This is a genomic window from Allobosea sp. GW823-FHT02B03, assembly GCF_058797755.1.
Genome location: NZ_JBXAJY010000008.1, coordinates 351,426 through 374,007, shown reverse-complemented (window position 1 = coordinate 374,007; position 22,582 = coordinate 351,426). Strand labels below are relative to the sequence as shown.

Annotated in this window: 23 protein-coding genes; 14 read left to right on the top strand and 9 right to left on the bottom strand. The window is 68.3% G+C overall.

The window, feature by feature from the left end; translation table 11 throughout:
• Positions 1-48: 48 nt before the first annotated feature.
• Entirely contained in the window at positions 49-1,017 is a 969-nt protein-coding gene (locus tag AC1REK_RS26385; RefSeq protein WP_327523192.1) for a TAXI family TRAP transporter solute-binding subunit, read from the bottom strand.
• Between the two features lie 237 nt (positions 1,018-1,254).
• Here AC1REK_RS26385 and AC1REK_RS26380 point away from each other — a divergent pair, with 237 nt between their 5' ends.
• Complete coding sequence (locus AC1REK_RS26380) at positions 1,255-2,877, top strand: OpgD/OpgG family glucan biosynthesis protein (RefSeq protein WP_327523193.1); 1,623 nt, start codon at positions 1,255-1,257, stop codon at positions 2,875-2,877.
• A gap of 11 nt (positions 2,878-2,888) precedes the next feature.
• Here the strand turns inward: AC1REK_RS26380 and AC1REK_RS26375 are convergent, their stop codons facing one another.
• The gene (locus AC1REK_RS26375; protein WP_327523194.1) at positions 2,889-3,152 is read right to left on the bottom strand and encodes a hypothetical protein; all 264 of its coding nucleotides are present in this window, start codon (positions 3,150-3,152) and stop codon (positions 2,889-2,891) included.
• 112 nt (positions 3,153-3,264) lie between these two features.
• Here AC1REK_RS26375 and AC1REK_RS26370 point away from each other — a divergent pair, with 112 nt between their 5' ends.
• The 9 genes from AC1REK_RS26370 to AC1REK_RS26330 all read left to right on the top strand — a co-directional run bounded on the left by AC1REK_RS26370 (position 3,265) and on the right by AC1REK_RS26330 (position 10,742).
• Positions 3,265-3,966, top strand: a complete 702-nt coding sequence (locus AC1REK_RS26370; protein WP_327523195.1) for a DUF2161 domain-containing phosphodiesterase — start codon at positions 3,265-3,267, stop codon at positions 3,964-3,966.
• A 74-nt stretch (positions 3,967-4,040) separates the two neighbouring features.
• Positions 4,041-4,184: a hypothetical protein gene (locus AC1REK_RS26365; RefSeq protein ID WP_316018257.1), complete on the top strand. Its 144-nt coding sequence runs from the start codon at positions 4,041-4,043 to the stop codon at positions 4,182-4,184.
• A gap of 14 nt (positions 4,185-4,198) precedes the next feature.
• Positions 4,199-4,924, top strand: coding sequence for a zinc ABC transporter ATP-binding protein AztA (aztA, locus tag AC1REK_RS26360; RefSeq protein WP_327523196.1), 726 nt, complete (start codon positions 4,199-4,201; stop codon positions 4,922-4,924).
• A gap of 154 nt (positions 4,925-5,078) precedes the next feature.
• A complete protein-coding gene (locus tag AC1REK_RS26355; protein WP_492270049.1) occupies positions 5,079-5,954 on the top strand; it encodes a metal ABC transporter permease in 876 nt (291 codons plus the stop codon).
• A gap of 36 nt (positions 5,955-5,990) precedes the next feature.
• Positions 5,991-6,941, top strand: a complete 951-nt coding sequence (locus tag AC1REK_RS26350) for a metal ABC transporter substrate-binding protein (RefSeq protein WP_492270048.1) — start codon at positions 5,991-5,993, stop codon at positions 6,939-6,941.
• 183 nt (positions 6,942-7,124) lie between these two features.
• The gene (locus tag AC1REK_RS26345; RefSeq protein ID WP_492270047.1) at positions 7,125-8,087 is read left to right on the top strand and encodes a CobW family GTP-binding protein; all 963 of its coding nucleotides are present in this window, start codon (positions 7,125-7,127) and stop codon (positions 8,085-8,087) included.
• A 133-nt stretch (positions 8,088-8,220) separates the two neighbouring features.
• On the top strand, positions 8,221-9,228 hold the full coding sequence (locus AC1REK_RS26340; protein WP_492270046.1) for a WD40 repeat domain-containing protein: 1,008 nt from the start codon (positions 8,221-8,223) through the stop codon (positions 9,226-9,228).
• 5 nt (positions 9,229-9,233) lie between these two features.
• A complete protein-coding gene (locus AC1REK_RS26335; protein WP_492270045.1) occupies positions 9,234-9,503 on the top strand; it encodes a hypothetical protein in 270 nt (89 codons plus the stop codon).
• An 84-nt stretch (positions 9,504-9,587) separates the two neighbouring features.
• Positions 9,588-10,742 (top strand): winged helix-turn-helix domain-containing protein, encoded by a 1,155-nt coding sequence (locus AC1REK_RS26330; protein WP_492270044.1) that lies wholly within the window; start codon positions 9,588-9,590, stop codon positions 10,740-10,742.
• 18 nt (positions 10,743-10,760) lie between these two features.
• Here the strand turns inward: AC1REK_RS26330 and AC1REK_RS26325 are convergent, their stop codons facing one another.
• From AC1REK_RS26325 to galE, 3 genes are all read right to left on the bottom strand, one after another.
• The gene (locus AC1REK_RS26325) at positions 10,761-11,972 is read right to left on the bottom strand and encodes an SGNH/GDSL hydrolase family protein (RefSeq protein ID WP_492270043.1); all 1,212 of its coding nucleotides are present in this window, start codon (positions 11,970-11,972) and stop codon (positions 10,761-10,763) included.
• 65 nt (positions 11,973-12,037) lie between these two features.
• Complete coding sequence (locus AC1REK_RS26320; protein ID WP_492270042.1) at positions 12,038-13,276, bottom strand: lytic murein transglycosylase; 1,239 nt, start codon at positions 13,274-13,276, stop codon at positions 12,038-12,040.
• Between the two features lie 93 nt (positions 13,277-13,369).
• Complete coding sequence (galE, locus tag AC1REK_RS26315) at positions 13,370-14,359, bottom strand: UDP-glucose 4-epimerase GalE (protein WP_492270041.1); 990 nt, start codon at positions 14,357-14,359, stop codon at positions 13,370-13,372.
• Between the two features lie 328 nt (positions 14,360-14,687).
• On the opposite strand from galE, the gene AC1REK_RS26310 reads away from it, so the two are divergent.
• Positions 14,688-15,566 (top strand): UTP--glucose-1-phosphate uridylyltransferase, encoded by an 879-nt coding sequence (locus AC1REK_RS26310; protein ID WP_327523207.1) that lies wholly within the window; start codon positions 14,688-14,690, stop codon positions 15,564-15,566.
• A 149-nt stretch (positions 15,567-15,715) separates the two neighbouring features.
• Here AC1REK_RS26310 and AC1REK_RS26305 read toward each other — a convergent pair whose 3' ends face one another.
• Positions 15,716-17,272, bottom strand: coding sequence for an outer membrane beta-barrel protein (locus tag AC1REK_RS26305; protein WP_492270040.1), 1,557 nt, complete (start codon positions 17,270-17,272; stop codon positions 15,716-15,718).
• 146 nt (positions 17,273-17,418) lie between these two features.
• On the opposite strand from AC1REK_RS26305, the gene AC1REK_RS26300 reads away from it, so the two are divergent.
• The gene (locus AC1REK_RS26300) at positions 17,419-18,390 is read left to right on the top strand and encodes a KpsF/GutQ family sugar-phosphate isomerase (protein WP_492270039.1); all 972 of its coding nucleotides are present in this window, start codon (positions 17,419-17,421) and stop codon (positions 18,388-18,390) included.
• On the opposite strand, the gene AC1REK_RS26295 is transcribed toward AC1REK_RS26300, so the two are convergent.
• Positions 18,387-19,277 carry a LysR family transcriptional regulator gene (locus AC1REK_RS26295; RefSeq protein ID WP_327523212.1) on the bottom strand — a complete coding sequence of 297 codons (891 nt, stop codon included), beginning with the start codon at positions 19,275-19,277 and terminating at the stop codon, positions 18,387-18,389. The genes AC1REK_RS26300 and AC1REK_RS26295 overlap by 4 nt on opposite strands.
• A 111-nt stretch (positions 19,278-19,388) precedes the next feature.
• On the opposite strand from AC1REK_RS26295, the gene AC1REK_RS26290 reads away from it, so the two are divergent.
• Together AC1REK_RS26290 and AC1REK_RS26285 are read left to right on the top strand one after the other, a co-directional pair.
• On the top strand, positions 19,389-20,063 hold the full coding sequence (locus AC1REK_RS26290; RefSeq protein ID WP_327523213.1) for an FMN-dependent NADH-azoreductase: 675 nt from the start codon (positions 19,389-19,391) through the stop codon (positions 20,061-20,063).
• Entirely contained in the window at positions 20,060-20,389 is a 330-nt protein-coding gene (locus AC1REK_RS26285; protein WP_327523214.1) for a DMT family transporter, read from the top strand. The genes AC1REK_RS26290 and AC1REK_RS26285 overlap by 4 nt, the downstream gene beginning before the upstream one ends.
• Before the next feature lie 11 nt (positions 20,390-20,400).
• Here the strand turns inward: AC1REK_RS26285 and serA are convergent, their stop codons facing one another.
• Both serA and AC1REK_RS26275 read right to left on the bottom strand, forming a co-directional pair.
• Positions 20,401-21,657, bottom strand: coding sequence for a phosphoglycerate dehydrogenase (gene serA / locus AC1REK_RS26280; protein ID WP_327523215.1), 1,257 nt, complete (start codon positions 21,655-21,657; stop codon positions 20,401-20,403).
• A gap of 75 nt (positions 21,658-21,732) precedes the next feature.
• A complete protein-coding gene (locus AC1REK_RS26275) occupies positions 21,733-22,572 on the bottom strand; it encodes a heme ABC transporter ATP-binding protein (RefSeq protein ID WP_327523216.1) in 840 nt (279 codons plus the stop codon).
• Between the last annotated feature and the right edge of the window lie 10 nt (positions 22,573-22,582).

Below are 22,582 nucleotides of genomic sequence, written 5' to 3'. Positions count from 1 at the left end.
AGGCGAGGCCGGATGCCGGCCTCGCCTGCTCTTAGCGATCAGGTTGGCTCAGGAGCCGACCTTCAGGCCCTTTTCCTTGAAATAGCGCGCGGCGCCCGGATGAAGCGGCAGCGGCATGCCGTCGAGCGCGTTCTCGAGCTTGATCGAGCGCGCGGCCGCATGGGCGGCGGCGAGATCCGGCAGGTTCTCGAAGACAGCCTTGGTCATCTGATAAACCGTCTCCTCCTTCATGCCCTCATGGGTCGCGAGATAGTTGACCACCGCGGCGGCGGGGACGGCGGCGGTCTGGCCGTTATAGGTGTTGGCCGGGATCGCGACCTTGACGAAGGGCGGGCCGGCCTTGTCGACGACGGCGGCCGGCACCTCGACCACTGTGATCTCGACCGAGGTCGCGAGATCGCGCAGCGAGGCGACGCCGAGACCGGCCGATTGCAGCGTCGCGTCGAGCTGGCGGTTCTTCATCAGCTCGACGGATTCGGCGAAGGGCAGGTACTCGACCTTGCCGAGGTCCTTGTAGGACATGCCGGCGGCGGCGAGGATGGCGCGGGCGTTGAGCTCGGTGCCGGATTTCGGCGCGCCGACCGAGAGGCGCTTGCCCTTGAGGTCGGCGAGCGTCTTGATGCCGCTATCCTTCGAGGCGACGATCTGGATGTAGTTCGGATAGATCGCGGTGATGCCGCGCAGCTTCTTCAGCGGCGCCTTGAAGCCGGCCTCCTCGTCGCCCTTCCAGGCGGCATCGAGGGAATCGCCGAGGGTGAAGGCGATCTCGCCCTTGCCCTGCTGGAGCAGCTGCAGGTTCTCGACGGAGGCCTTGGTCGCCTGCACAGTCGGGCGGACATTCGGCACCTTCTCGCCATAGATCTTCGAGAGCGCGACGCCGAGCGGGTAGTAGACGCCGGAGGTGCCGCCGGTCAGCACGTTGATGAATTCCTGCGCGCGGGCGGCACCCGGTGCGACGGCGATGGCGAAAGCGGTGGCGATACCGGCCAGGCTACGGCCGCTGAACAGCGTCTTCATGGTTCCTCCCGAAACGGTTCCCGCGCTTCGATGAGCCGGGCTGCGGCATTTGTAGGACGCTTGGCGGCGGAAAGGGAAGCCGGGCCAAAGGGCTAAGGCGATGGAATGCCCGCTTGCGGCGCGATTTTCGCCCTGCTCCCGACAGAATGAGGCGGAGATTGCCCTCACCGGCTGGACAGGCTAGCCGGGGCACACCATCTGCACATCCGTCCCCCGCCGCCACGGAGCGCCTATCCGATGCCTTCGCAGAAGCCGAACCCGCCTTCGATCGACCGTCGCCTGCTCCTGTCGGGGGCGGCTGGAACGGCCGCTCTGGCAGCGCTCGGCTTTGCGCCCAAGGCTCTGGCGCAGCAGGGCCTGAAGCTCGCCGCCGCCGAGGCGTTCAGCTTCGAGGGGCTGAAGGCGCGGGCCCGCGACCTCGCCGGCAAGCCCTATGTGGCCCCGCCCAATCCCAAGCCCGACGTGCTGGAAAGGATCGACTACGACGCCCATGGCAAGATCAGGTTCAAGCCGGAACTGGCGCTCTGGGCGAACGGCCCCTCGCCCTGGCCGGTGACCTTCTTCCATCTCGGCCGCTATTTCCAGAAGCCGGTGCGCATGCATGTCCTCGAAGACGGCAAGGCGCGCGAGATCGTCTATGACGAGAGCTATTTCGAGATGCCGGCCGATTCCCCGGCGAAGCAATTGCCGCCGGGCGCCGGCTTTGCCGGCTTCCGCTTCCAGGAAAGCCGCTCGGGCCATCCCGGCCGCAAGGGCGAGAAGCTCGACTGGCAGAAGAACGACTGGGTCGCCTTTCTGGGCGCCTCCTATTTCCGCGCCATCGGCGAACTCTACCAGTACGGGCTGTCGGCGCGCGGCCTCGCCATCGACCCGGCTGTCGCCGGCAGGGCGGAGGAGTTCCCGGACTTCACCCATATCTGGCTCGAGACGCCTGCGGCGGCCGCCGAACAAGTCGTCGTCTACGCGCTGCTCTCAGGGCCGAGCGTCGCCGGCGCGTTCCGCTTCCGCATGCACCGCGGCAAGGGCGTGGTGATGGAGATCGAGCAGGAGCTGCATCTGCGCAAGGATGTCGAGCGCCTCGGCATCGCACCGCTGACCTCGATGTACTGGTATTCCGAGAAGGCCAAGGCGACGGCCGTCGACTGGCGGCCCGAAGTGCATGATTCCGACGGGCTCGCCCTGTGGACCGGCAGCGGCGAGCGGGCCTGGCGCCCGCTCAACAACCCCAGCCGGACGATCGCCTCGGCCTTTGTCGACGAGAATCCGCGCGGCTTCGGGTTGATGCAGCGCGACCGCGAGTTCGGCCACTACATGGACGGCGTGTTCTACGAGCGTCGGCCGAGCCTCTGGATCGAGACCATCGGGAACTGGGGCAAGGGCTCGGTGCAGCTGATTGAGATTCCGACCGATGATGAGATCCACGACAACATCGTGGCGATGTGGGTGCCGCAGGCACCTGCCAAGGCGGGCAACGCCTACAGCTTCCAGTATCGCCTGCACTGGCTCGCCGACGAGCCCTTCCCCTCGCCGCTCGGCCGCGTCGTCGCGACGCGGATGGGCAATGGCGGCCAGCCCGGCACGGTGAGGCCGAAGGGCGTGCGCAAGTTCATGGTCGAGTTCAAGGGCCCGGCGCTCGAGTCGATCCCGTTCGGCGTCAAGCCGGAGGTCGTACTCTCCAGCTCGCGCGGCAGCTTCTCCTACATCTTCGCCGAGGCGGTGCCGAACGATGTCCCCGGTCATTGGCGGGCCCAGTTCGACCTGACGGTGGAGGGCACCGATCCGGTCGAGATGCGCTGCTTCCTGCGCGGCGGCGACAAGGTGCTGACCGAGACCTGGATGTATCAGTACCTGCCGGGCTGAACCGTCGCCGCCTAGCCCTCGAGCTGGCGCTTCTGGATCCGCTCGACGGAGACGAACAAGGTGTTCGCAGCGCCGGCTTCGACGCAGAACACGTCGAAGCTTGGTGCCTGTGGATCGTCGGCCGGCATGTGCAGGGTCGCGGAGTCCTTGCGGCCAGCAAAGGCCAGGATCCGGAAGCTCAACCCGCCGGGCAGGGCGATCTCGATGGCGTCCGCCGCGATTTCGGTCGCGACGCCGTCGCGTATCGTCCTGAAGCTCACCCGTTCGGTACTCACTGACCCACTCCGGTTCGGTTGCAAGGACCTCGGGCCGGTGATCCGCGTTGGCGTTTTCCTCTCGGAAACCAATCGCGCGGCATATCGGATCATCCGCTGGTCAGGAGGCTGCATGGAAACGTCTCTCTACCTCCCGGTCAAACGCTTCCTGGAAGAGCTGGGCTATTGCGTGAAGGGCGAGGTCGGCAATTGCGACCTCGTCGCTCTGCATGGCGAAGATCCGCCGGTCGTCGTGATCGGCGAACTCAAGCTCAGCTTCAATCTCGAACTCGTCCTGCAGGGCGTCGACCGGATGAACGCCGGCGACGAGATCTGGCTCGCGGCGCAGCTCTCCGCCAGGGGCAAGGGCCGCGAGAGCGACCCCCGCTACCGGAATCTCTGCCGGCGCCTCGGCTTCGGCCTGCTCGGTGTCGGCCGGATGGGCGAGGTCGAGGTGCTGGTCTCCCCCGCGGCGCCGACGCCCCGCAAGGACCCGCGCCGCCGTTCCCGGTTGGTCGACGAGCACAAGCGCCGCAAGGGCGATCCGGCCGCCGGCGGCAGCACGCGCAAGCCGATCATGACCGCCTATCGCCAGCAGGCGCTCGCTTGCGCCGCGGCTATGACGGAGGCGCCGCGCCGGCCGCGCGACCTCAAGCCTGCCTGCCCCGATGCGCAGAAGATCCTGCACCGGAACGTCTATGGCTGGTTCGAGCGCGCCGAGCGCGGCCTTTATGCGTTGACGCCGACTGGGCGCAACGCGGTCGCGGCCTGGCTGGCGCCGTCGGTCGCTATGGCTATGGAGCCGGACCGCGACCCCGCCGAGGCGCTCGCGTGAGATCCTGTCGATGAGCTGCGGGCCGGCCCTCGGCGCGCTTGCCATCGATCTGGCGTAACATTATATCATTCCCTATGGCCCACGCGCATTCCCATCGCCATCCTGTCTCGGAAAGTCCCGGCTGGTCGCTGCTGCGGCTGTCGGCTGCGGGCAGGCTTGGCCTGGCACTCGCTGCGATCGTGGTGCTCTGGGCGGCGACGCTCGCCGTCATCGCGTGAAGAGTAACGCCGTCATGCCCGCCATCCGCCTCACCGATCTGACGCTCGGCTATGACCGGCATCCGGCCGTGCATCATGTCTCGGGCGAGATCGCGCGGGGTAGCCTGACCGCGATCGTCGGCCCCAACGGCGCCGGCAAGTCGACCCTGCTCAAGGGCATCGCCGGGGCGCTCTCGCCGCTCGGCGGCGCGATCGCGCTGCAGAAGGGCCAGCGAGTCGCTTATCTGCCGCAATCGGCCGAGCTCGACCGCTCCTTCCCGATCCATGTCTATGATCTCGTCGCCATGGGGCTGTGGACCAGCGCCGGCATTTTCGGCCGCATCGGTCTTGGCCAGCGGGCCAGGATCGAGGCGGCGATTGCGGCCGTCGGCCTGACCGGCTTCGAGCGCCGCAGTATCGGCACCTTGTCGGGCGGGCAGATGCAGCGCGCCTTGTTCGCGCGCCTCTTGCTGCAGGATGCCGACCTGATCCTGCTCGACGAGCCTTTCACCGCGATTGATGCCCGCACCACCGCCGATCTGCTGGAGCTGGTGCAGCGCTGGCATGGCGAGAAGCGCACGGTCGTCGCCGTGCTGCATGATATCGAGACGGTGAAGCGCGCCTTCCCGCAGACCCTGCTGCTCGCGCGCGAGACCGTCGCCTGGGGGCAGACCGGCGAGGTGCTGACCGCCGGCAACCTGCTCAAGGCCCGCCACATGGTCGAGGCCTTCGACAGCCATGCGCCGGCCTGCGCGGCGTAGGCTTTCGGCATCTCCTTCTTGATCGAGACACTCTGACCGGGTCATCCCGGGTGACCGCAGGGAGACCCGGGATCCATTCCTGAACCGTTCCGGAATGGGTCCCGGGTCTTCGCTTCGCTACGCCCGGGACAACGGCGCATTTGAACTGAACGCGATGCTCTACGACCTCCTGATCGGCCCCTTTGCCGAGTTCGACTTCATGCGCCGGGCGCTGATCGGCATCGTCGCGCTTTCGCTTTCGGGGGCGCCGGTCGGCGTCTTCCTGATGCTGCGGCGGATGAGCCTGACCGGCGACGCCATGGCCCATGCGATCCTGCCGGGCGCGGCGCTCGGCTATCTCGTCGCCGGCTTCTCGCTGCCGGCGATGACGCTGGGTGGGCTCGCGGCGGGCTTTGCGGTCGCACTCGCGGCGGGCGCCGTGGCGCGCCTGACCGTGCTGAAGGAGGATGCCTCGCTCGCGGCCTTCTACCTGATCTCACTGGCGCTCGGCGTCACCCTGGTCTCGCTGCGCGGCTCGGCGGTCGATCTCTTCCATGTGCTGTTCGGCAATGTGCTGGCACTCGACGACGAGGTGCTGCTGCTGCTCGCCTCCGTCGCCAGCATCACGCTCGCGACCCTGGCGCTGGTCTACCGGCCGCTGGTGATGGAATGCGTCGATCCCGGCTTCCTGCGTTCGGTCAGCCGCTCGGGCGGTTTCGTCCACCTGACCTTCCTCGGCCTCGTCGTGCTCAACCTCGTCGCCGGCTTCCACGCGCTCGGCACCTTGCTCGCAGTCGGGCTGATGATGCTGCCGGCGGCCGCGGCGCGGTTCTGGACCGCCGACATCACCCGGCTGATCCTCACCGCCTGCGGCTTCGGCATGCTCTCCGGCTATGCCGGCCTGGTGGCGTCCTATGCCGCCGGCAGTAATCTTCCGGCGGGGCCAGCGGTGATCCTTGCCGCGGGAGTGCTTTATCTCGGCTCGCTGCTGTTCGGCTCGCAGGGCGGGCTCGTGCGGCGGCTCTTGCCTCGGGCCCATCTCCAGCGCTAGTAATGTTATAGTGTTTCATATAGCGCGAGAGCTGTCATGCTGAACCGCCGTCTTCTCCTCCTCTCGGGCCTCGTCGCCGGGGCCGGCCTGTCGTTGCCGGTCTTCGCCCAGGAGAAATCGGCTCAGGACAGGCCCGCGGAGGGCAAGCTCGCGGTCGTCGCCAGCTTCTCGATCCTCGCCGACTTCGTCCGCGCGGTTGGCGGCGAGCGCGTCGCGCTGACCACGCTGGTCGGGCCTGACGGCGACGCCCATGTCTACTCGCCGAGCCCGGCCAACGCGAAGGCGATGGCTGCGGCCAGCCTCGTCGTGGTCAACGGGCTGAAATTCGAGGGCTGGCTCACCCGGCTGCTGAAATCGTCGGGGACCAAGGCGACGCTGGCGACGGCGACGGACGGAATCACGCCTCTGAAGATGCAGGATGACGGACACGGTCACGGCCACAGCCATGGCGGCGAGGATCCGCATGCCTGGCAGAGCGTCGCGAACGCCAAGGTCTACGTCGCCAATATCCAGAAAGCGCTGGGCGCCGCCGATCCGGCCGGCAAGGCACTCTACGAGGCGAATGCCGCGGCCTATCTGGCGAAGCTCGATGAGCTCGAGGCCGAGATTCGCGCGGCCGTGGCCCGCATCCCGGCCGACCGGCGCAAGGCGATCACCTCGCATGACGCCTTCGCCTACTTTTCCAAGGCCTATGGCATCGCCTTCGTCGCGCCGCAGGGCGTCTCGACCGAGGCGGAGGCGTCTGCCCGCGATGTCGGGCGGATCATCCGCCAGGTGAAGGCGCAGAAAGTGCCGGCGGTGTTCCTCGAAAACATCAGCAATCCGCGTCTCGCCGAGCAGATCGCGCGCGAAAGCGGCGCCAGGATCGGCGGCCGGCTCTATTCGGACGCGCTCTCGGGCGGCGATGGGCCGGCCGGGACTTACATCGCGATGATGAAACACAATATAAGCCAGATCGAAAAGGCGCTCGCCGCCGGCCCGGCCTAATCGCCGGCCCTGACCTCCAGCCCTCATCCTGAGGAGCCGCGCCAGCGGCGTCGCGAAGGATGATCCCGAGTGTGCTGGAAGCATCCTTCGAGACGCGAGCTCTGCTCGCTCCTCAGGATGAGGGCCGAGGATGGAAGCCGAAGCCGGGTGCTTGCCCGCCTGTCAAAGAATCAGGATCGACCCATGTCCGAAAAGATTCCCGTCACGGTGCTCACCGGCTATCTCGGCGCCGGCAAGACCACGCTCCTCAACCGCATCCTCACCGAGGACCACGGCAAGAAGTTCGCCGTGATCGTCAACGAGTTCGGCGAGGCCGGCATCGATGGCGACCTCGTCGTCGGCGCCGACGAGGAAGTGTTCGAGATGAACAATGGCTGCATCTGCTGCACGGTGCGCGGCGACCTGATCCGCATCCTCGACGGGCTGATGAAGCGCAAGGGCAAGTTCGACGCGATCATCGTCGAGACCACCGGCCTCGCCGACCCCGCGCCGGTCGCGCAGACCTTCTTCGTCGACCAGGATGTCGGCGACGCGACCAAGCTCGACGCCGTGGTGACCGTGACCGACGCCAAGTGGCTGAAGGACCGGCTCAAGGACGCGCCGGAGGCGAAGAACCAGATCGCCTTCGCCGACGTGATCATCCTCAACAAGACCGATCTCGTCACCGAGGCGGAGCTGGCCGAGGTCGAGAGCGCGATCCGCGCGATCAACCCCTATGCCAAGCTGCACAAGACGACGCGCTGCGAACTGCCGATCGAGAACCTGCTCGACCGCAACGCCTTCGATCTCGACCGCATCCTCGACATCGAGCCCGACTTCCTCGAGGCCGGACACCACCACCACCATGCGGACGACGTCCGCTCCATGTCCTTCACCATTCCCGGCGATGTCGACCCCGACAAGTTCATGCCGTGGATCAACGATCTCAGCCAGGCGCAGGGGCCGAACATCCTGCGCTCCAAGGGCATCCTCGCCTTCAAGGGCGAGCCGCGGCGCTTCGTCTTCCAGGGCGTGCACATGATCCTGGACGGTGACCTGCAGCGCGACTGGAAGGACGGGGAGGCTCGGCAGTCGCGGCTGGTCTTCATCGGCCGCGATCTCGACGAGAAGGCCTTGCGCGAGGGTTTTCTGGCCTGCGCGGCCTGAGCGCGCCTGCCGACACGCCATACATCTCGCCGTCATCCCGGAGCGACCTGCGGTCGTCCGGGATGACGGCGGAGGTTGGCTGATCTACTCGGATAGTGGTTCCCCTCGCCCGAGATTTTGCTAGACCGCGACCATGGACACCATCAGCAAACCCGTCTCGCTGCGCGAGCATGTCGTTCCCGTCGAAGCCGGCGAGCATGTCGTCGCCGTCGCTTGGCTGAAGCAGACCCTGGCCCTGGCGCTCGCCGATGGACGCGTGCTGCGTTGGCGCGACGGCGCGGTCGATAGCGTCGCCGCGCATCGCGGCGGCATCCTCAGCGCCTGCTCGGACGCAGAGCGCCTGATCAGCGGCGGTGACGACGGCCGCGTGGTCGCGACGGCTGCCGAAGGCGAACCGACGGAGATCGCCGCAGATCCGAAGCGGCGCTGGGTCGACGCGGTGACGCTGTCGAATTCCGGCAGCATCGCCTGGAATGTGGGCCGCTCGGTCCATGCCCGCAATGACAAGGGCAAGGTCAAGTCGCTCGACGTCGCCTCGACGCCGCAAGGCGTGGTCTTCGCGCCGAAGGGCTACCGGCTCGCCATCGCCCAGATGAACGGGGTGTCGCTCTGGTATCCGAACACCGAGGCGAAGCCGGAATTCCTGGAATGGAAGGGCTCGCATCTCGACGTCACCTGGTCGCCGGACGGGCGCTTCGTCGTCACCTCGATGCAGGAGAACGCCCTGCATGGCTGGCGGCTCGGCGACAAGCCGACCCATATGCGCATGACCGGCTATCCGGCGAAGCCGCGCTCGCTGTCCTGGTCGCATGACGGGCTCTGGCTCGCCTCGAGCGGGGCGGATGCCGCGATCGTCTGGCCCTTCCAGGGCGAGGGGCCGACCGGCAAGGCGCCGCGCGAATGCGGCGCCCGCCATGCCAAGGTCACCCGCGTCGCCTTCCATCCGAAGGCGCTAGTGCTCGCGGTCGGCTATGACGATGGTTGCATCCTGATGATCCGTCTGGTCGACGGCTCGGAGCTGCTGGTCCGCGCGGCGCAGCGCGGCAGCGGCATCACCGCCTTCGCCTGGGACAAGGCCGGCAAGCGGCTCGCCTTCGGCGCCGAGGACGGGGCGGCGGGCGTCCTGAACCTGCCGGGCTGAGCGCGATGCGCTTCGGCCTGTTTGGCAAGGGCAAGCGCGAGGCCGGCGGCACAGATGCCGCGGCCGAAGTGAAGCGACAGGTGCGTGCGCTGCTCGCCCTCCCGGAGACTGCGGTGATCGCCGTCAACGAGATCCTCTGCGCCGATCCCGCCTGCCCGGGGACGGAGACGGTGATCCTGGTGATGAATCCCGGCGAGAAGACGAAGGCTTTCAAGGTTCAGAGCGCCCTGGCGGAGCTGACGCCGGAGGCATTGGCGCAGGCGCTGGCGCCCTGAGGCGGTTCGCCGCCGACATGCTCTGTCAGCAGTGCTTTTGGCGGCACCTTAACCTTCGCGTGCCGCCTCGCTAGCCTGTGGCAAATGGCGACGCGACCCCGCAAGATTCCCGCACTGGGCAAGGCCCAGGCCCGCAGCATCTGGCTCAGGGCCCAGCGCCTCGACAGGGCCGAGCCCTTCGGTGCCGGTCCTGCGGCGACAGAGGCCGCAGTCGCGCATCTCGGCTATGTCCAGATCGACACGATCAACGTGATCGAGCGCTGCCATCATCACATCCTCTACAGCCGTATCCCCGCCTATCGCCGGGCCGACCTCGTGCAGGCGCAATCGGCCGACAAGGCGGTGTTCGAGTACTGGACGCATGCGCTGTCCTATGTGCCGGCCGCTGATATCCGCTATTTCCTGCCGGCGATGAAGGCGCACAGGGCAGAGCCGAAACGCTGGTCCTCGGTCGGCGGAAGCGAGGAAGCCCGCAAGCTGCTCGCGCGCATCCGCAAGGAGGGCGCGCTCACCATCCGCGACATCGACACCGACGTCCTGGTCGAGAAGACGCATCTCTGGGCCAGCAAGAAGCCCTCGAAGGGCCTGCTGGAGCGGGCCTTCTACGATGGCGAGCTCGTCATCTCCGCCCGGTCCGGCATGCTCAAGACCTATGAGCTGATGGACCGGCATTTCGGCTGGGAGAAGCGGCCGACGCCGGCCTCCGAGCGGCAGGTCGTCGCCTACAAGCTCGACCGGGCCCTGCGTGCGCAGGGCGTCGTCAGCCTCGATTCGATCTGCCATCTCGACGCGCCCAGCAAGAAGGCCGTGGCCGAGCTCATCGCCGCCAGGGTGAAGCGCAGGCAATTGGTCGAGGTCAGGATCGAGGGAGCCTCGACCTCGCCGCATTGGGCGGCGCCGGAGGTTCTGGAACCGGCGGCGCCGGCGGGCGAGGAGCTCGTCCATATCCTGTCGCCCTTCGACCCGCTGATCATCCAGCGCAAGCGGCTGAAGCTGTTCTTCGGCTACGACCACCTGTTCGAGGCCTATCTGCCGAAGGAGAAGCGCGCCTTCGGCTATTTCGGCCTGCCGGTGCTGGAGGGAGACCGGATCGTCGCCGTCGCCGACCTCAAGGCCGACCGGGCCGGACGCAAGCTCTTGATCCAGCAATGGACCTGGCTCGAGCCGGCGCCCTCGGCGGAGCTGCGCCGGCGGGTCGATGCGGAGATGGAGCGGTTCGAGCTTTTCCAGCTCGGCTGAAGCCCTGCAGGGCGCGGGTCAGTTCGGCCTCGGCCAGCGGAAATCATCGGCGCGGCCCGGCTTCGGCTCCGGCGCGACGCCATCTCCGAAGATCCGGTCGAGCTGGGTCGCGGTATCGCCGCGGCCGCGTGCATCCTGGATCGAGGCCAGCAGCGCGGATTCGCCGACTGCCGGCGGAGCGCCGGTCAAGGGCAGGATCGGACCCGCGAGCGGCCGCACGGGGATGACCGGGACAAGCGCGAGATCGTCCGTCCGGCCGCTGACCATGCGGTCGATCAGGCGCTCGATGGCGCCCGGCTGCTGCTCCGGTGGTACCGGTCCAGCGGTCCCGGGATCGGAGGGCAGGGCGATGACGTTCTCGCTCGGCGTATGATCGAGGATGCGGCGGATCAGGACGTCGACGAAATGGGCGGCCTTGCGGGCGCCGGCCTTGGTGAAGTGCACGCCGTCGCCGAGGCGCAGCCTTGTGGTCTGGCCGTCCACGTCCGGCCCCATGGCGCTGTAGCGGTTCTCGGCGTCGAGATAGGGGGTCCAGAGATCGACAAACTGCCCGCCGGAGGCCTCGACGCTCTTGCGGAAGACGTCGTTCAGCACGGTGAGGTCGGTCGAGAGCCGGGTATTCTGCATCGGCGGCGCGCCCGCCCAGATCAGCGGCACCCGCCTTGCTGCGAAGGCCGCCGTTATCGTCTCGACGCGGGAGCGGTAGATCTGCAGCCAACGCTCGCTCAGCGGCTCGTGGGTGACGTCGCCCTCGCGGATCGCCTGGCGATCGTTGGGGCCCAGCGAGATGACGCCGACCATGATCTTGGGGTCGGCGGCGAGCAGCTCCACCACCGCCTTCGGCCAGTCGTAGAAATCGGTGCGGACCAAACCGCTATCGGCCTTGGCCTTGCGCTGCACGGCGACATCGGCCCGGTCGTTCAGGCTGTCGGCGAGGCCGATGGCGATCTGGTCGGCGAGCGTGTCGCCGACGACGAGGACGTGGTGGTTGACGTCGACCTTGGGGATGACCGGATCATCGCGGACCATCTGGGGCGGCCGGCGCCGGGTCTGCTGCGGCGCCGGCCGGGCACGCTGCCGCGGTTGGACCGCGGGTCGCTCCGGCATCTGCCAGAATAGGTTGAAAAGGCTGCGGCGCTGGGGTTCGCCCTGGGCGAAGGTCGAGGGGCCGCCGGTGAGCAGCAGGAGCGCGGAGGCCGCGAGGATCACGGCGAAGGAGCGTAGACGCATCGCTCGGCTACCCGGCGTCGGTCAGTCCGACCACCCCTTTCCCATAGCAGAAACCGCGGCGAAAGTCAGCGCGCGGCCTTCATCCGGGCCAGCAGCGCTGGCGTCGGCCAGCCATCGGCGAGCAGGCCGGCGCGCTGCTGGTACTGGCGCACGGCGTCGCGGGTCCCGGTGCCGATACGGCCATCGGCATCGTGCGAATAGAGCCCGAGGCTTTTCAGCCGGCGCTGGAGGTCGGTGACGCCGTTCTTGTCGAGGCGCGGCGCCTTGACCGGCCATTCGCCCTGCAGGGCCGGGCGGCCGGCGATCCGGTCGCCGAGATGGCCGACGGCCAGCGCATAGGCGTCGGAGGAGTTGTACTTCTTGATGACGTCGAAGTTCGCCGTCAGCAGCAGGGCCGGGCCGGTATGCCCCGCCGGATAGAACAGCCTTGCCTCGCCCGAGGACGGCAACGAACCGCCATCGGCGCGGCGCAGGCCGGCCGAGCGGAAGCTTGAGAAGCTGGCGCGGTAGAGATTGTGGTCGAAGCCCTCGGGCACCACGACCTCGATGCCCCAGGGCAGGCCGGGCACCCAGCCGAAGCTCTTCAGGTAGTTGGCGGTCGAGGCGATGGCGTCGCTGGTCGAGGTCCAGATGTCGGCATGGCCGTCGCCGGTCTGGTCGACGGCGTATTTCATGTAGCTCGACGGCATGAACTGGGTGTGGCCCATGGCGCCGGCCCAGGAGCCGCGCAGCTCGTCACGCCCGGCGTAGCCCTTCTCGATCAGCTCCAGCGCGGTGAGCAGCTCGTCGCGGAAGAAGTCGCCGCGATAGCGGATGTTGGCGAGCGTCGCGAGCGAGCGGATGACGTCCTTGTCGCCCTTAAACGAGCCGTAATTGGTCTCCATCCCCCAGATGCCGAGGATGATCTCCTTGGGCACGCCATAGCGGGATTCGGCCTGGGCCAGCACGCCGGCATGGGCGGCGAGCATTTCGCGACCGCGCGAGATGCGGGCGCCGCCGATGGCGCTGTTGAGATAGCTCCAGATCGGCGCGACGAATTCCGACTGCTTGCGGGTCAGGGCGATGATCGAGGGATCGGGCACCACGCCCTGGAAGGCGACGTCGAAGGTCTTTCGCGAGATGCCGCGGGCCTGCGCGAGCGGCCAGAGGGTCTTCAGGAAGCTGTCGAAGCCGGCATTCGCCGCCGGCCGCGGCGCCGGCTTTGGAGCCTGCGCGCGGGCCGGATTGATCGACCCCGTGGTCTGCGCGAGGGCAGGCCCGAGGCCGAGCAGGGCTGCGATGGCGAAGGCGGAAAGGCGGCGCATGTCGGTTCCCTGGCACGGTCGCTGGACAGTCTTTCCCGACACAGCGCCTGAACGAGGTTAACCATAGGTTAAGGCCGCGGAAAATCCCGGGCGTCAGCTCGCATTGCGCTTGCGCAGGCTCTCCTCCCAGGCCAGCGCCTGGGTCACGATCTCCTCGAGATCGTCATGCTCCGGCCGCCAGCCGAGCTCGTTGCGGATCCGGTCCGCCCCGGCGATCAGCGAGGCTGGGTCGCCGGCGCGGCGCGGCGAGAGCTTGACCGGGAAGTCGACGCCCGAGACCTTCTTCACCACCTCGACCACCTGCTTCACCGAATAGCCGCGGCCATAGCCGCAGTTCAGCGTCAGGCTGTCGCCGCCGGCGCGCAGATGGTCGAGCGCCGAAAGATGGGCGCGGGCGAGGTCGGTGACGTGGATATAGTCGCGCACGCAGGTGCCGTCGGGCGTCGGATAGTCGGTGCCGAAGATCTCGAGCCCGGCACGCTGGCCGAGCGCCGCCTGGCTCGCGACCTTGATCAGATGGGTGGCGCCGGCCGAGGACTGGCCGGAGCGTCCCCTGGGATCGGCGCCGGCGACGTTGAAATAGCGCAGGGCGACATAGCTGAGGCCATGGGCCTTGGCGGTGTCGGCGAGCATCCATTCGCTCATCAGCTTGGAACGGCCATAGGGGTTGATCGGGTTGAGCGCGATCTCCTCGGGCACCGGCGAGACCGGCGGCTCGCCATAGACGGCGGCCGTCGAGGAGAAGATCACGTGCCTGACGCCGGCGCGCACCGCACTCTCCAGCAGGGCCCGCGTCTTCACGGTGTTGTTGAGGTAGTAGCCGAGCGGGTCGGAGACCGAATCGGGCACGACGATCCTGGCAGCGAAATGGGCGATCTCGGTGATGCCGTGCTCGGCAATGGTGCGCTCGACCAGCGCCTGGTCACCCATGTCGCCTTTGACGAAAACCGCCTCCGGCGGCACCGCCCACCAGAAGCCGGTGGAGAGATCGTCAAGCACCACGACCTTCTCGCCGCGGTCGAGCAGCTCCAGCACCATATGGCTGCCGATATAGCCGGCGCCGCCCGAAACCAGAATTGCCATCGTCTTCTCCCTGTCGTCCCGGCAGCATAGAACGAGATTGCATGTGCCCGGGCCAGCCCATGCGCAGGATAACCGCGCACCGGGCGAATCGCCGGCAGCAAAGCGCGCAAAAGCGACGATCCGGCGACGGCTTGCCGGCGATTTTAGTGCGAGGATATTGACGTTCCGGCAAGGCGCGACTGGTATCGATCTTTTGGAGGCGGCCCGTCTTTTCGCCAGAATTGGACGACAGCCTCCAGGGGCCGGCATTGAACGGGGCGAAGCCGGCTTCCCCGAAGCCCTCCGAATCTAGCAGGCGCGCGCTGCCTGGCGCGCGAGATGGATGCGCATGAGCAAGAAGATCCGCAAGGCGGTGTTTCCGGTCGCAGGGCTGGGCACGCGTTTCCTCCCCGCCACCAAGGCGATCCCGAAGGAGATGCTGACCATCGTCGACCGTCCGGTCGTCCAGCATGTGGTCGACGAGGCGCGCGCGGCGGGCATCGAGCATTTCGTCTTCGTCACCGGCCGCAACAAGGGCGTGATCGAGGACCATTTCGACATGGCCTATGAGCTCGACGACACGCTCGCCAAACGCGGCAAGGTGAAGGAGCTCGAAGCACTGAAGCAGGATCTGCCGGCGGCCGGTGCGGCGAGCTTCACCCGCCAGCAGGGCCCGCTCGGCCTCGGCCATGCCGTCTGGTGCGCCCGCGACATCATCGGCGACGAGCCCTTCGCGCTGCTCCTGCCCGACATGCTGCACCATACCCGCGGCAAGGGCTGCCTCGCCGAGATGATCGAGGCCCATGCCGAGCATGGCGGCAACCATATCGCGGTCGCTCCGGTGCCGGAGGACCAGACCCATCAATACGGCATCGTCGGCGTGCACGATGCCAAGGCCAAGGTCTCGCAGATCACCGGCATGGTCGAGAAGCCGCCCAAGGGCACGGCGCCGTCGAACCTGCACATCACCGGCCGCTACATCCTGCAGCCGACGATCTTCGACCTGCTCGCCAAGCAGGAGAAGGGCGCCGGCGGCGAGATCCAGCTGACCGATTCGATGATCGCTTTGGCGGAGCGCGAGAAGTTCTTCGCAGTGCGCTTCGATGGCGACATCTACGACACCGGCTCGAAGATCGGCTTTCTTGCCGCCAACCTCGCTTATGCGCTTGATCGTGGCGATCTCGGCCCGCAATTGCGCGAGGAGATCGGGCGTCTGCTCGGGCGGTAGCGCCAGCCATCAGGCGGACCCGTGGTATCATCCCGGACAAGCGGCGAAGCCGCGCCGCTCCGGGATTCATCGTCGGGCTGCGGAGCTTTAGGATGGATCCCGGGACAAGCCCGGGATGACGCCGCGTTTCGATGGCGGGATGGCTACGGTCAGAACTGCATCCTGAGGCCGACCAGCGAGACATTGGCGGTGTAGTCCGAGCCCGGCTGGGTCGAATTCAGCCGCTCATGGGTGAAGCTGGCGCGGACCGAGAAGGTGCGGGTCAGCTTGTAGTCGACCCGTGCGCCGATGGTCGAAAGGTCCTCGCGTAGGCCCTGCCCCTCGTAATCGGTGCGCTGGAAGGTGGTGAAGCCGGTGACGGTGAGGTTGCGCCTGAGCGCATGCGCCACTTCAAGGCTGACGCGCCGTGCCGTCGTGCCGCTCGAGCCGGCGATGGTGGTGTCGCCGAGTTCGGCGGCGCCGCGCAAGGTCACCGTGGTCAGCGGGGTCGGCGTCCACAGGATCGCAGCGTCGCCGACCATGCCGCGCAGATTCTTCAGGCGCGGGTCCTGGTATTTGCGGTCCTGATAGCCGACCGAGACCTCGCCGGTGAGCATGCGGCTGATCTCGAAGGTCGAGCCGAGGCGGGCGGTATAGCCGTCCGAGGAGCGCATATAGCCGTTCGAATCGACCTTCTCGTCGTATTGCCGCGTGTCGATTTCGGTCTGGACGAAGGGCCTGAAGCCCGGCGTCACCTCATAGGCGGCGCGCAGCCTCAGGCTGTACTGCGTCTGGTTGCGGTCGGCCTGGCTGAGCTCGCGGCCATTGCTGAGCTCGGCATTCTCATAGTCCTGGCGGTCGATGGAGCCGCGCAGGGTAAGCTGCAGCCGGTTGATGTCGTGAGTGACGCCGGCGGAGGCGCCATAGGCCCAGGTGATCGGCCGGCCCTTCACGGCGGCGGTGAGATCGGGCGAGCCGGGGCGCTGCGTGTCCAGCACCAGGCGGGATTCGAGCAGGATGCGGGTGTCGCGCGTCGCGTCGAGGCGCAGGGACATGTTGCCCTGGGCATCAGGGCGGGATGCGTTGTCGTCGCGGAAATAGTGGCTGTAGCCGCCGCGCAGCGAACCGGTCAGCTCGTGCACGTTCCAGTCGGACTGGATGCCGAGCTCGCCCTCGGTCCGGCTGAAGGCCGAGCCCTTGCTCGGGCCGGGGACGCGCGAGGGATTGGTGTCGTAGCCGATCGATTCGCCGATCGCCGGGCGCAAGGTGACGGCGCCGAAGCGCAGGCCGAGCGGCGCGTAGGGGTCCTCCTCCGGGGCGCGGCGGCGCGGCGGAGGAGGCGGGGCGGCCGGCACCGGCGGCAGCCCGGTGACGACGGGCTGCGGCGCGCGGAACTGGCGCTGGGTCACGCCGCGCAGGCCCGGGGACTGGACCGGCCGGGCCGCGCGTGCCGGCTGGCGCTGCGAGATGGCGCTTTGCTGGCGCTGGACGAGTGCGGCAGGATCGCTGATCGCCTCGGGCGTGGCGGAGCCGGTTTCGGTATTCTCCGGAGCGCGCTGCTGGGCAACATATTGCGGCGTGCCGGTGCGCAGGCCCGAGGATCGCGCCCGCGGCGCCGGTTCGTCCAGCGTCTGCGCGAGGCCGTGCCGCGGCCAGGCCAGCAACCCGGCCACGCCGCAACAGCTCGCGACGCCGGCCAGCCAGCAGATCTTGGCGAAACGGGTCACGGGCAGGCCGAGGCTCCGGCATAAACAGGACGCTGCGCACCGGGATGGCGCGCATGGTTAACGGAGTTAGAACGAAGAGGGTTAATGGCCCGTCAACGCGGGCGTGACGGTGGCCAGCCGGCTGCTCATCGTGCTAGACGCCCGCCATGACCGCGACCATCAGCGCTTCCGCCCTCCGCACCATCGCCACCGAGCGCGCCGGGCTCGATGCGCTCCATGCCGCCATCGGCAACGGGCTTGCCGCGCCCTTCGCCGCCGCCGTCGAGATGATCCGGGCCGCGTCCGGCCGGGTCGTCGTGACCGGAATGGGCAAGTCCGGCCATGTCGGGCGCAAGATCGCGGCGACGCTCGCCTCGACCGGAACGCCCGCGCATTTCGTCCACCCGGCCGAGGCCAGTCATGGCGATCTCGGGATGGTCCAGCCCGAGGACGTCGTCGTCGCGCTGTCCTGGTCCGGCGAGGCGGCCGAGCTCTCGGCGATCGTCGCCTATACGCGCCGCTTCCGGGTCGGGCTGATCGCGATCACCGCCAATGCTGACAGCGCGCTCGGACGCGAGGCCGATATCGCGCTCGTCCTGCCCAAGGCCGAGGAAGCCTGCCCGAACGGGCTCGCGCCGACGACCTCGACGACGATGCAGATGGCGCTCGGCGATGCGCTCGCCGTCGCCCTGCTCGAGGCGCGCGGCTTCTCGCGCCAGGACTTCTACGTCTACCACCCCGGCGGCAAGCTCGGCGCGCAGCTCAAGACCGTCGCCAGCATCATGCATCAGGGCGAGCGCCTGCCGATCGTCGGTGCGACCGTGGCGATGGCCGATGTGGTCGAGATGATTTCGGCCAAGAGCTTTGGCTGCGCCATCGTCATCGATCCCGAGGGCAAACTCGCCGGGATCGTCACCGACGGCGATCTGCGCCGCAAGCTCGGCAGTGGCTGGGGCGGCCGGCTGGCGCGCGACGTGATGACGGCGAATCCGCGCCGGATCGCGCCGGACGCGCTGGCGGCCGAGGCGCTGGAAATGGTCAACCGGATGCGGGTGACGGCTCTGATCGTGGCAGATGCGGACGAGCGCCCTGTCGGCCTCGTGCATGTGCACGACCTGCTCAATCTGGGCGTCGCCTAAGGTTCGTCGCGGGGCCTGTCTTCTCGCAGGGCCTGACGCAGCGCCTTGCCGGCGAAGGCCATGAAGGCCCTGACCTTGGCGGCGTAGCGCAGGTCCGGATGGGTCAGCAGCCAGACCTGCGAACGCAGCTCCGGCACCGGCGGGCTCACCCGCGCAAGTCCGAAGAGCGGATCATCGCCGAGATAGGCCGGCAGCAGCGCATAGGCCCCTGAACGTGCCGCGAGCGCGGCGCCGAGCATCAGATTGACCGAGGCGATGCGCGCCGCCGGCGGGACATGCGCATCGAGCCAGCGTGCTGCCGGCGTCTGGGCGATCTCGCCCGACAGGCCGATCCAGCCGCCTGCGGCGATGAGCGCGGCGAGGCTCGCCGGATGCGGTTCCGATCCTCGCGTGAAGACCGCATAGTCGAAGCTGCCGAGCTTCGTCCCGATCAGGGTCTCCGGCGGCGCGCGCGTTGGGCGGATCGCGATGTCGGCCTCGTTGCGCCGCATGTCGGCCATGGCGCTGGACACATCGAGCCGCAGCTCCAGCCTCGGGTGCAGACGGCCGAAGGCGGCGGCGACCGGCATGACCAGGGCCTGCAGCGTATCGGTCGTCGTCATGGTCAGGGGGCCGCCGAGCCGTGCGTCGCGGCCGCTGACCGCGCGGTTGAGTGCGTCGAGCCGTTCCGCGATCGCCTCCGCCTCGGCGACGATCTCCTCGGCCAGGGCGGTCGGTGCCTGGCGGCCGTCGATCCGCTCGAAGAGCTTGCCGCCGAGCCGACGCTCCAGCGCTTCCAGGCGGCGATAGACCGTGGCGGGATGGGCTTGCAGCGTCTCGGCTGCCGGCTTCATGCGGCCGGCACGGGCGATGGCGAGGACCAGAGCGAGATCGTCATGGTTCAGCATGCCTCGCATTCATGCGAATTCTGATCGCAACGCAAGCATTTCGGTTCGCAACTGCGCGAGGCATTTCGGTCGTGATGCGCCGCCTGGGCGCAACCCATCGGAGCCGAACACATGCCGAGACTGCTGCTCGTTCAAGCCTCGCCGCGCCAGGGCGATTCCGCCTCGTGCGCGGCCGCGGCGGCTTTCCTGACCCGCCTGCACGAACTGGCGCCGGAGCTGGAGGTCGATACGCTCGATCTCTGGCGCGAGCCGCTGCCGGAGTTCGACGGGGCGGCGCTGGCCGCGAAATATGCCCGCCTCGCCGGGCGAGTGCTGGCTCCGCGCGAAGCCGCGGCGTGGCGCACCATCGAGGCGATGGTCGCCCGGCTCGACGCCGCCGATCTCGTGGTGATCGCGACGCCGATGTGGAATTTCGGGATTCCCTACAAGCTCAAGCACTGGCTGGACCTGGTGACGCAGCCGGGGCTGGCGTTCCGCTTCGATCCCGCGACGGGGTATACGCCGCTGCTACGGCCGCGCCCGACGCTCGCGATCATCGCCAGCGCGGGCGACTACAGCGACGGCCCGAGCTGGGGGCGGCCGGATCTCGCGACGCCCTATCTTCAGGCGGCGTTGCGCTTCATCGGGCTCGGCGAGATCGCGGTGGTCGGGCAGGGGCCGACGATCGGGCCGGAGCCGGCGATCGCCGCCGCCCGCGACAAGGCCCGTGCCAGGCTGAGCCAGCTTGCCGAAAGCTTCGCCGCGGCGCTGCCGCAGGCGCAGGCCAGCGCTGCGAGGGCGTCATGACCGCCGGCTGGGCCTGGCTCGCCCTGATCGCGTCCGGCGTCGTCGACGTCGCCTGGGCGTTCTCCATGAAGAAGGCCGATGGCTTTCGCGATACGCCCTGGGCGCTGGCCTCGGTCGTCCTGCTGGTCGTCTTCGTCGCCCTGCTGATCAAGGCGCTCGAAGTGCTGCCGCTCGGAACCGCCTATGCGGTCTGGACGGGGATCGGCGCCGCCGGCTCGGTCGCCGTCGGCATCATGATCTTCGGCGAGCCGGCGACGGCGGCGCGGCTGTTCTGGATCGCGCTCGTCCTCGCCGGGATCGTCGGGCTGAAGCTGCAGGCCGGCTGAACGGCCTGCGCTCAGCCGCGCTCGTAGAGCAGGCGGGCGCGGATCGTGCCGTCGAGGGCGCGGATCTCCTCGATGATCTCGCGCGCGACCTCGCCGACCGGGTCGGCCTCCATCACGACATAGCCGATCTCGCCATCGGTCTGGAAGTTCTGGGCGGCGATGTTGATGTTGCGGCTGGCGAAGACGTCGTTGAGACGGCGCAGCATGCCCGGCGCGTTGCGCTGGACCTGGATGAAGCGCGTGCCCGCCGGCCGCGCCGGCAGCTGCACCTGCGGGAAGTTCACCGCGCCGACGGTCGAGCCGACATCGGAATAGTCGACGAGCTTGCGCGCCACCTCGGCGCCGATGCGCTCCTGTGCCTCCTCGGTCGAGCCGCCGATATGCGGGGTCAGGATGACGTTGGGCAGGCCCTGGAGCGGGGTGACGAAGCGGTCGTTGTTGGAGGCGGGCTCCTTCGGGAAGACGTCGACGGCGGCGCCGCCGAGGTGTCCGCTCTTCAGGGCCTCGGCGAGCGCCTCGAGATCGACGACCGTGCCGCGGGAATTGTTGATGAGATAGGCGCCCTGCTTCATCAGGGCGATCTCGGCCTTGCCGATCATGCCATGGGTGGCGGGCGTCTCCGGCACGTGCAGCGAGACGATATCGCTGCCGGAAAGCAGGGCGGCGAGGCTCTCGACCGGCTCGGTGTTGCCATGGCGCAGACGGTCGGTGTGATCGTAGTAGATCACCCGCATGCCCATCGCCTCGGCAATGTTCGAGAGCTGGCTGCCGATATTGCCGTAGCCGACGATGCCGAGCGTCTTGCCGCGGACCTCGAAGGCGCCGTTGGCCGACTTGTCCCAGCCACCCTGATGGGCCGAGCGCGAGCGGTCGGGAATCCGGCGCAGCAGCATGACGATCTCGCCGATGGTCAGTTCGGCGACGCTGCGTGTGTTCGAGAAGGGCGCGTTGAAGACCGGGATGCCGCGCAGCCGCGCCGCGTCGAGATCGACCTGGTTGGTGCCGACCGAGAAGCAGCCGACGGCGAAGAGCCGCTGCGCGGCCGCCAGCGCCGTGCCGGTGAGCTGGGTGCGCGAGCGGATGCCGAGGATATGCGTCTTGGCGATAGCCTCGACAAGCTGGGCCTCGTCGAGCGCCTTGGGCAGCCGGGTCAGGTTGGTGTAGCCGGCGTTCTGCAGGATCGCGACGGCGGAATCGTTGATGCCTTCCAGCAGCAGGACGCGGATGCGATCCTTCGGGAAGGAAAGACGGTCGATCTGTTCGGTCATGGCACGGTCGCAAAGCGGGGGGAGCGCTTGGCTATAGACCCGCAGCGACGCCGGACCAACGCTTTCTTGAAGATATCAGGCGCCCGCGGCGCGCAAGGCCGGGCCGGTCGCCGCGCGCAGATGCTGCTGCGGCAGCAGGAAGGGCAATCCGGTCGGCGGCAGCCGGCTGAAGGCGAGATCGACGCGGAAGACGCCGCGCAGCAGGGCATCGTCGAGAATTGCGGCCGGCGCGCCCTGGGCGACGATCGCGCCTTCATGCATCACCAGCAGCTTGTCGGCATAGGTCACGGCGAGGTTGAGGTCGTGCAGGACGATCAGCACCGCCGCCCCTTGCGTCGCTATGGCGCGGGCGGCATCGAGCAGAGCAAGCTGGTGGCAGAGGTCGAGGCTGGCGATCGGCTCGTCGAGGAAGAGGATCTGCCGCTCGGCGACCGAGCGGCCGGCCTCGAGCTGGCAGAGCGCCCTGGCGAACTGCACGCGCTGCTGCTCGCCGCCGGAGAGCGTCTGGTACTCGCGACTGGCGAGGCCCAGCACGCCGGCGGTCTCGAGCGCCTCGGCGATGATCTGCTCGCTGCGGCTGCGCGACTGGGCGCGGCCGACCCCTTCGAGGCCGAGTCTGGCGACTTCGTAGACGCTGAACGGGAAGGCGAGCCGCTGGTTCTGCGACATCACCGCGCGCTGGCAGGCGAGCTTCCAGGCGGGCGCGCCGGCGAGCGGGGCGCCCTCAAGCCGGACCTCTCCCTGGGCCGGGGTCAGCTCGCCGGTCAGGAGCTTGAGCAGGGTCGATTTTCCGGCCCCGTTCGGGCCGACGATGATCGAGGTCGTGCCAGCGTCGAGCTGCAGCGAGGCATCGCGCACCAAAGCGGTGCCGCGAACGCGGAAATGCAGATCCCGGGCTTCGAGGATCGTGGTCATGATCGCGCTC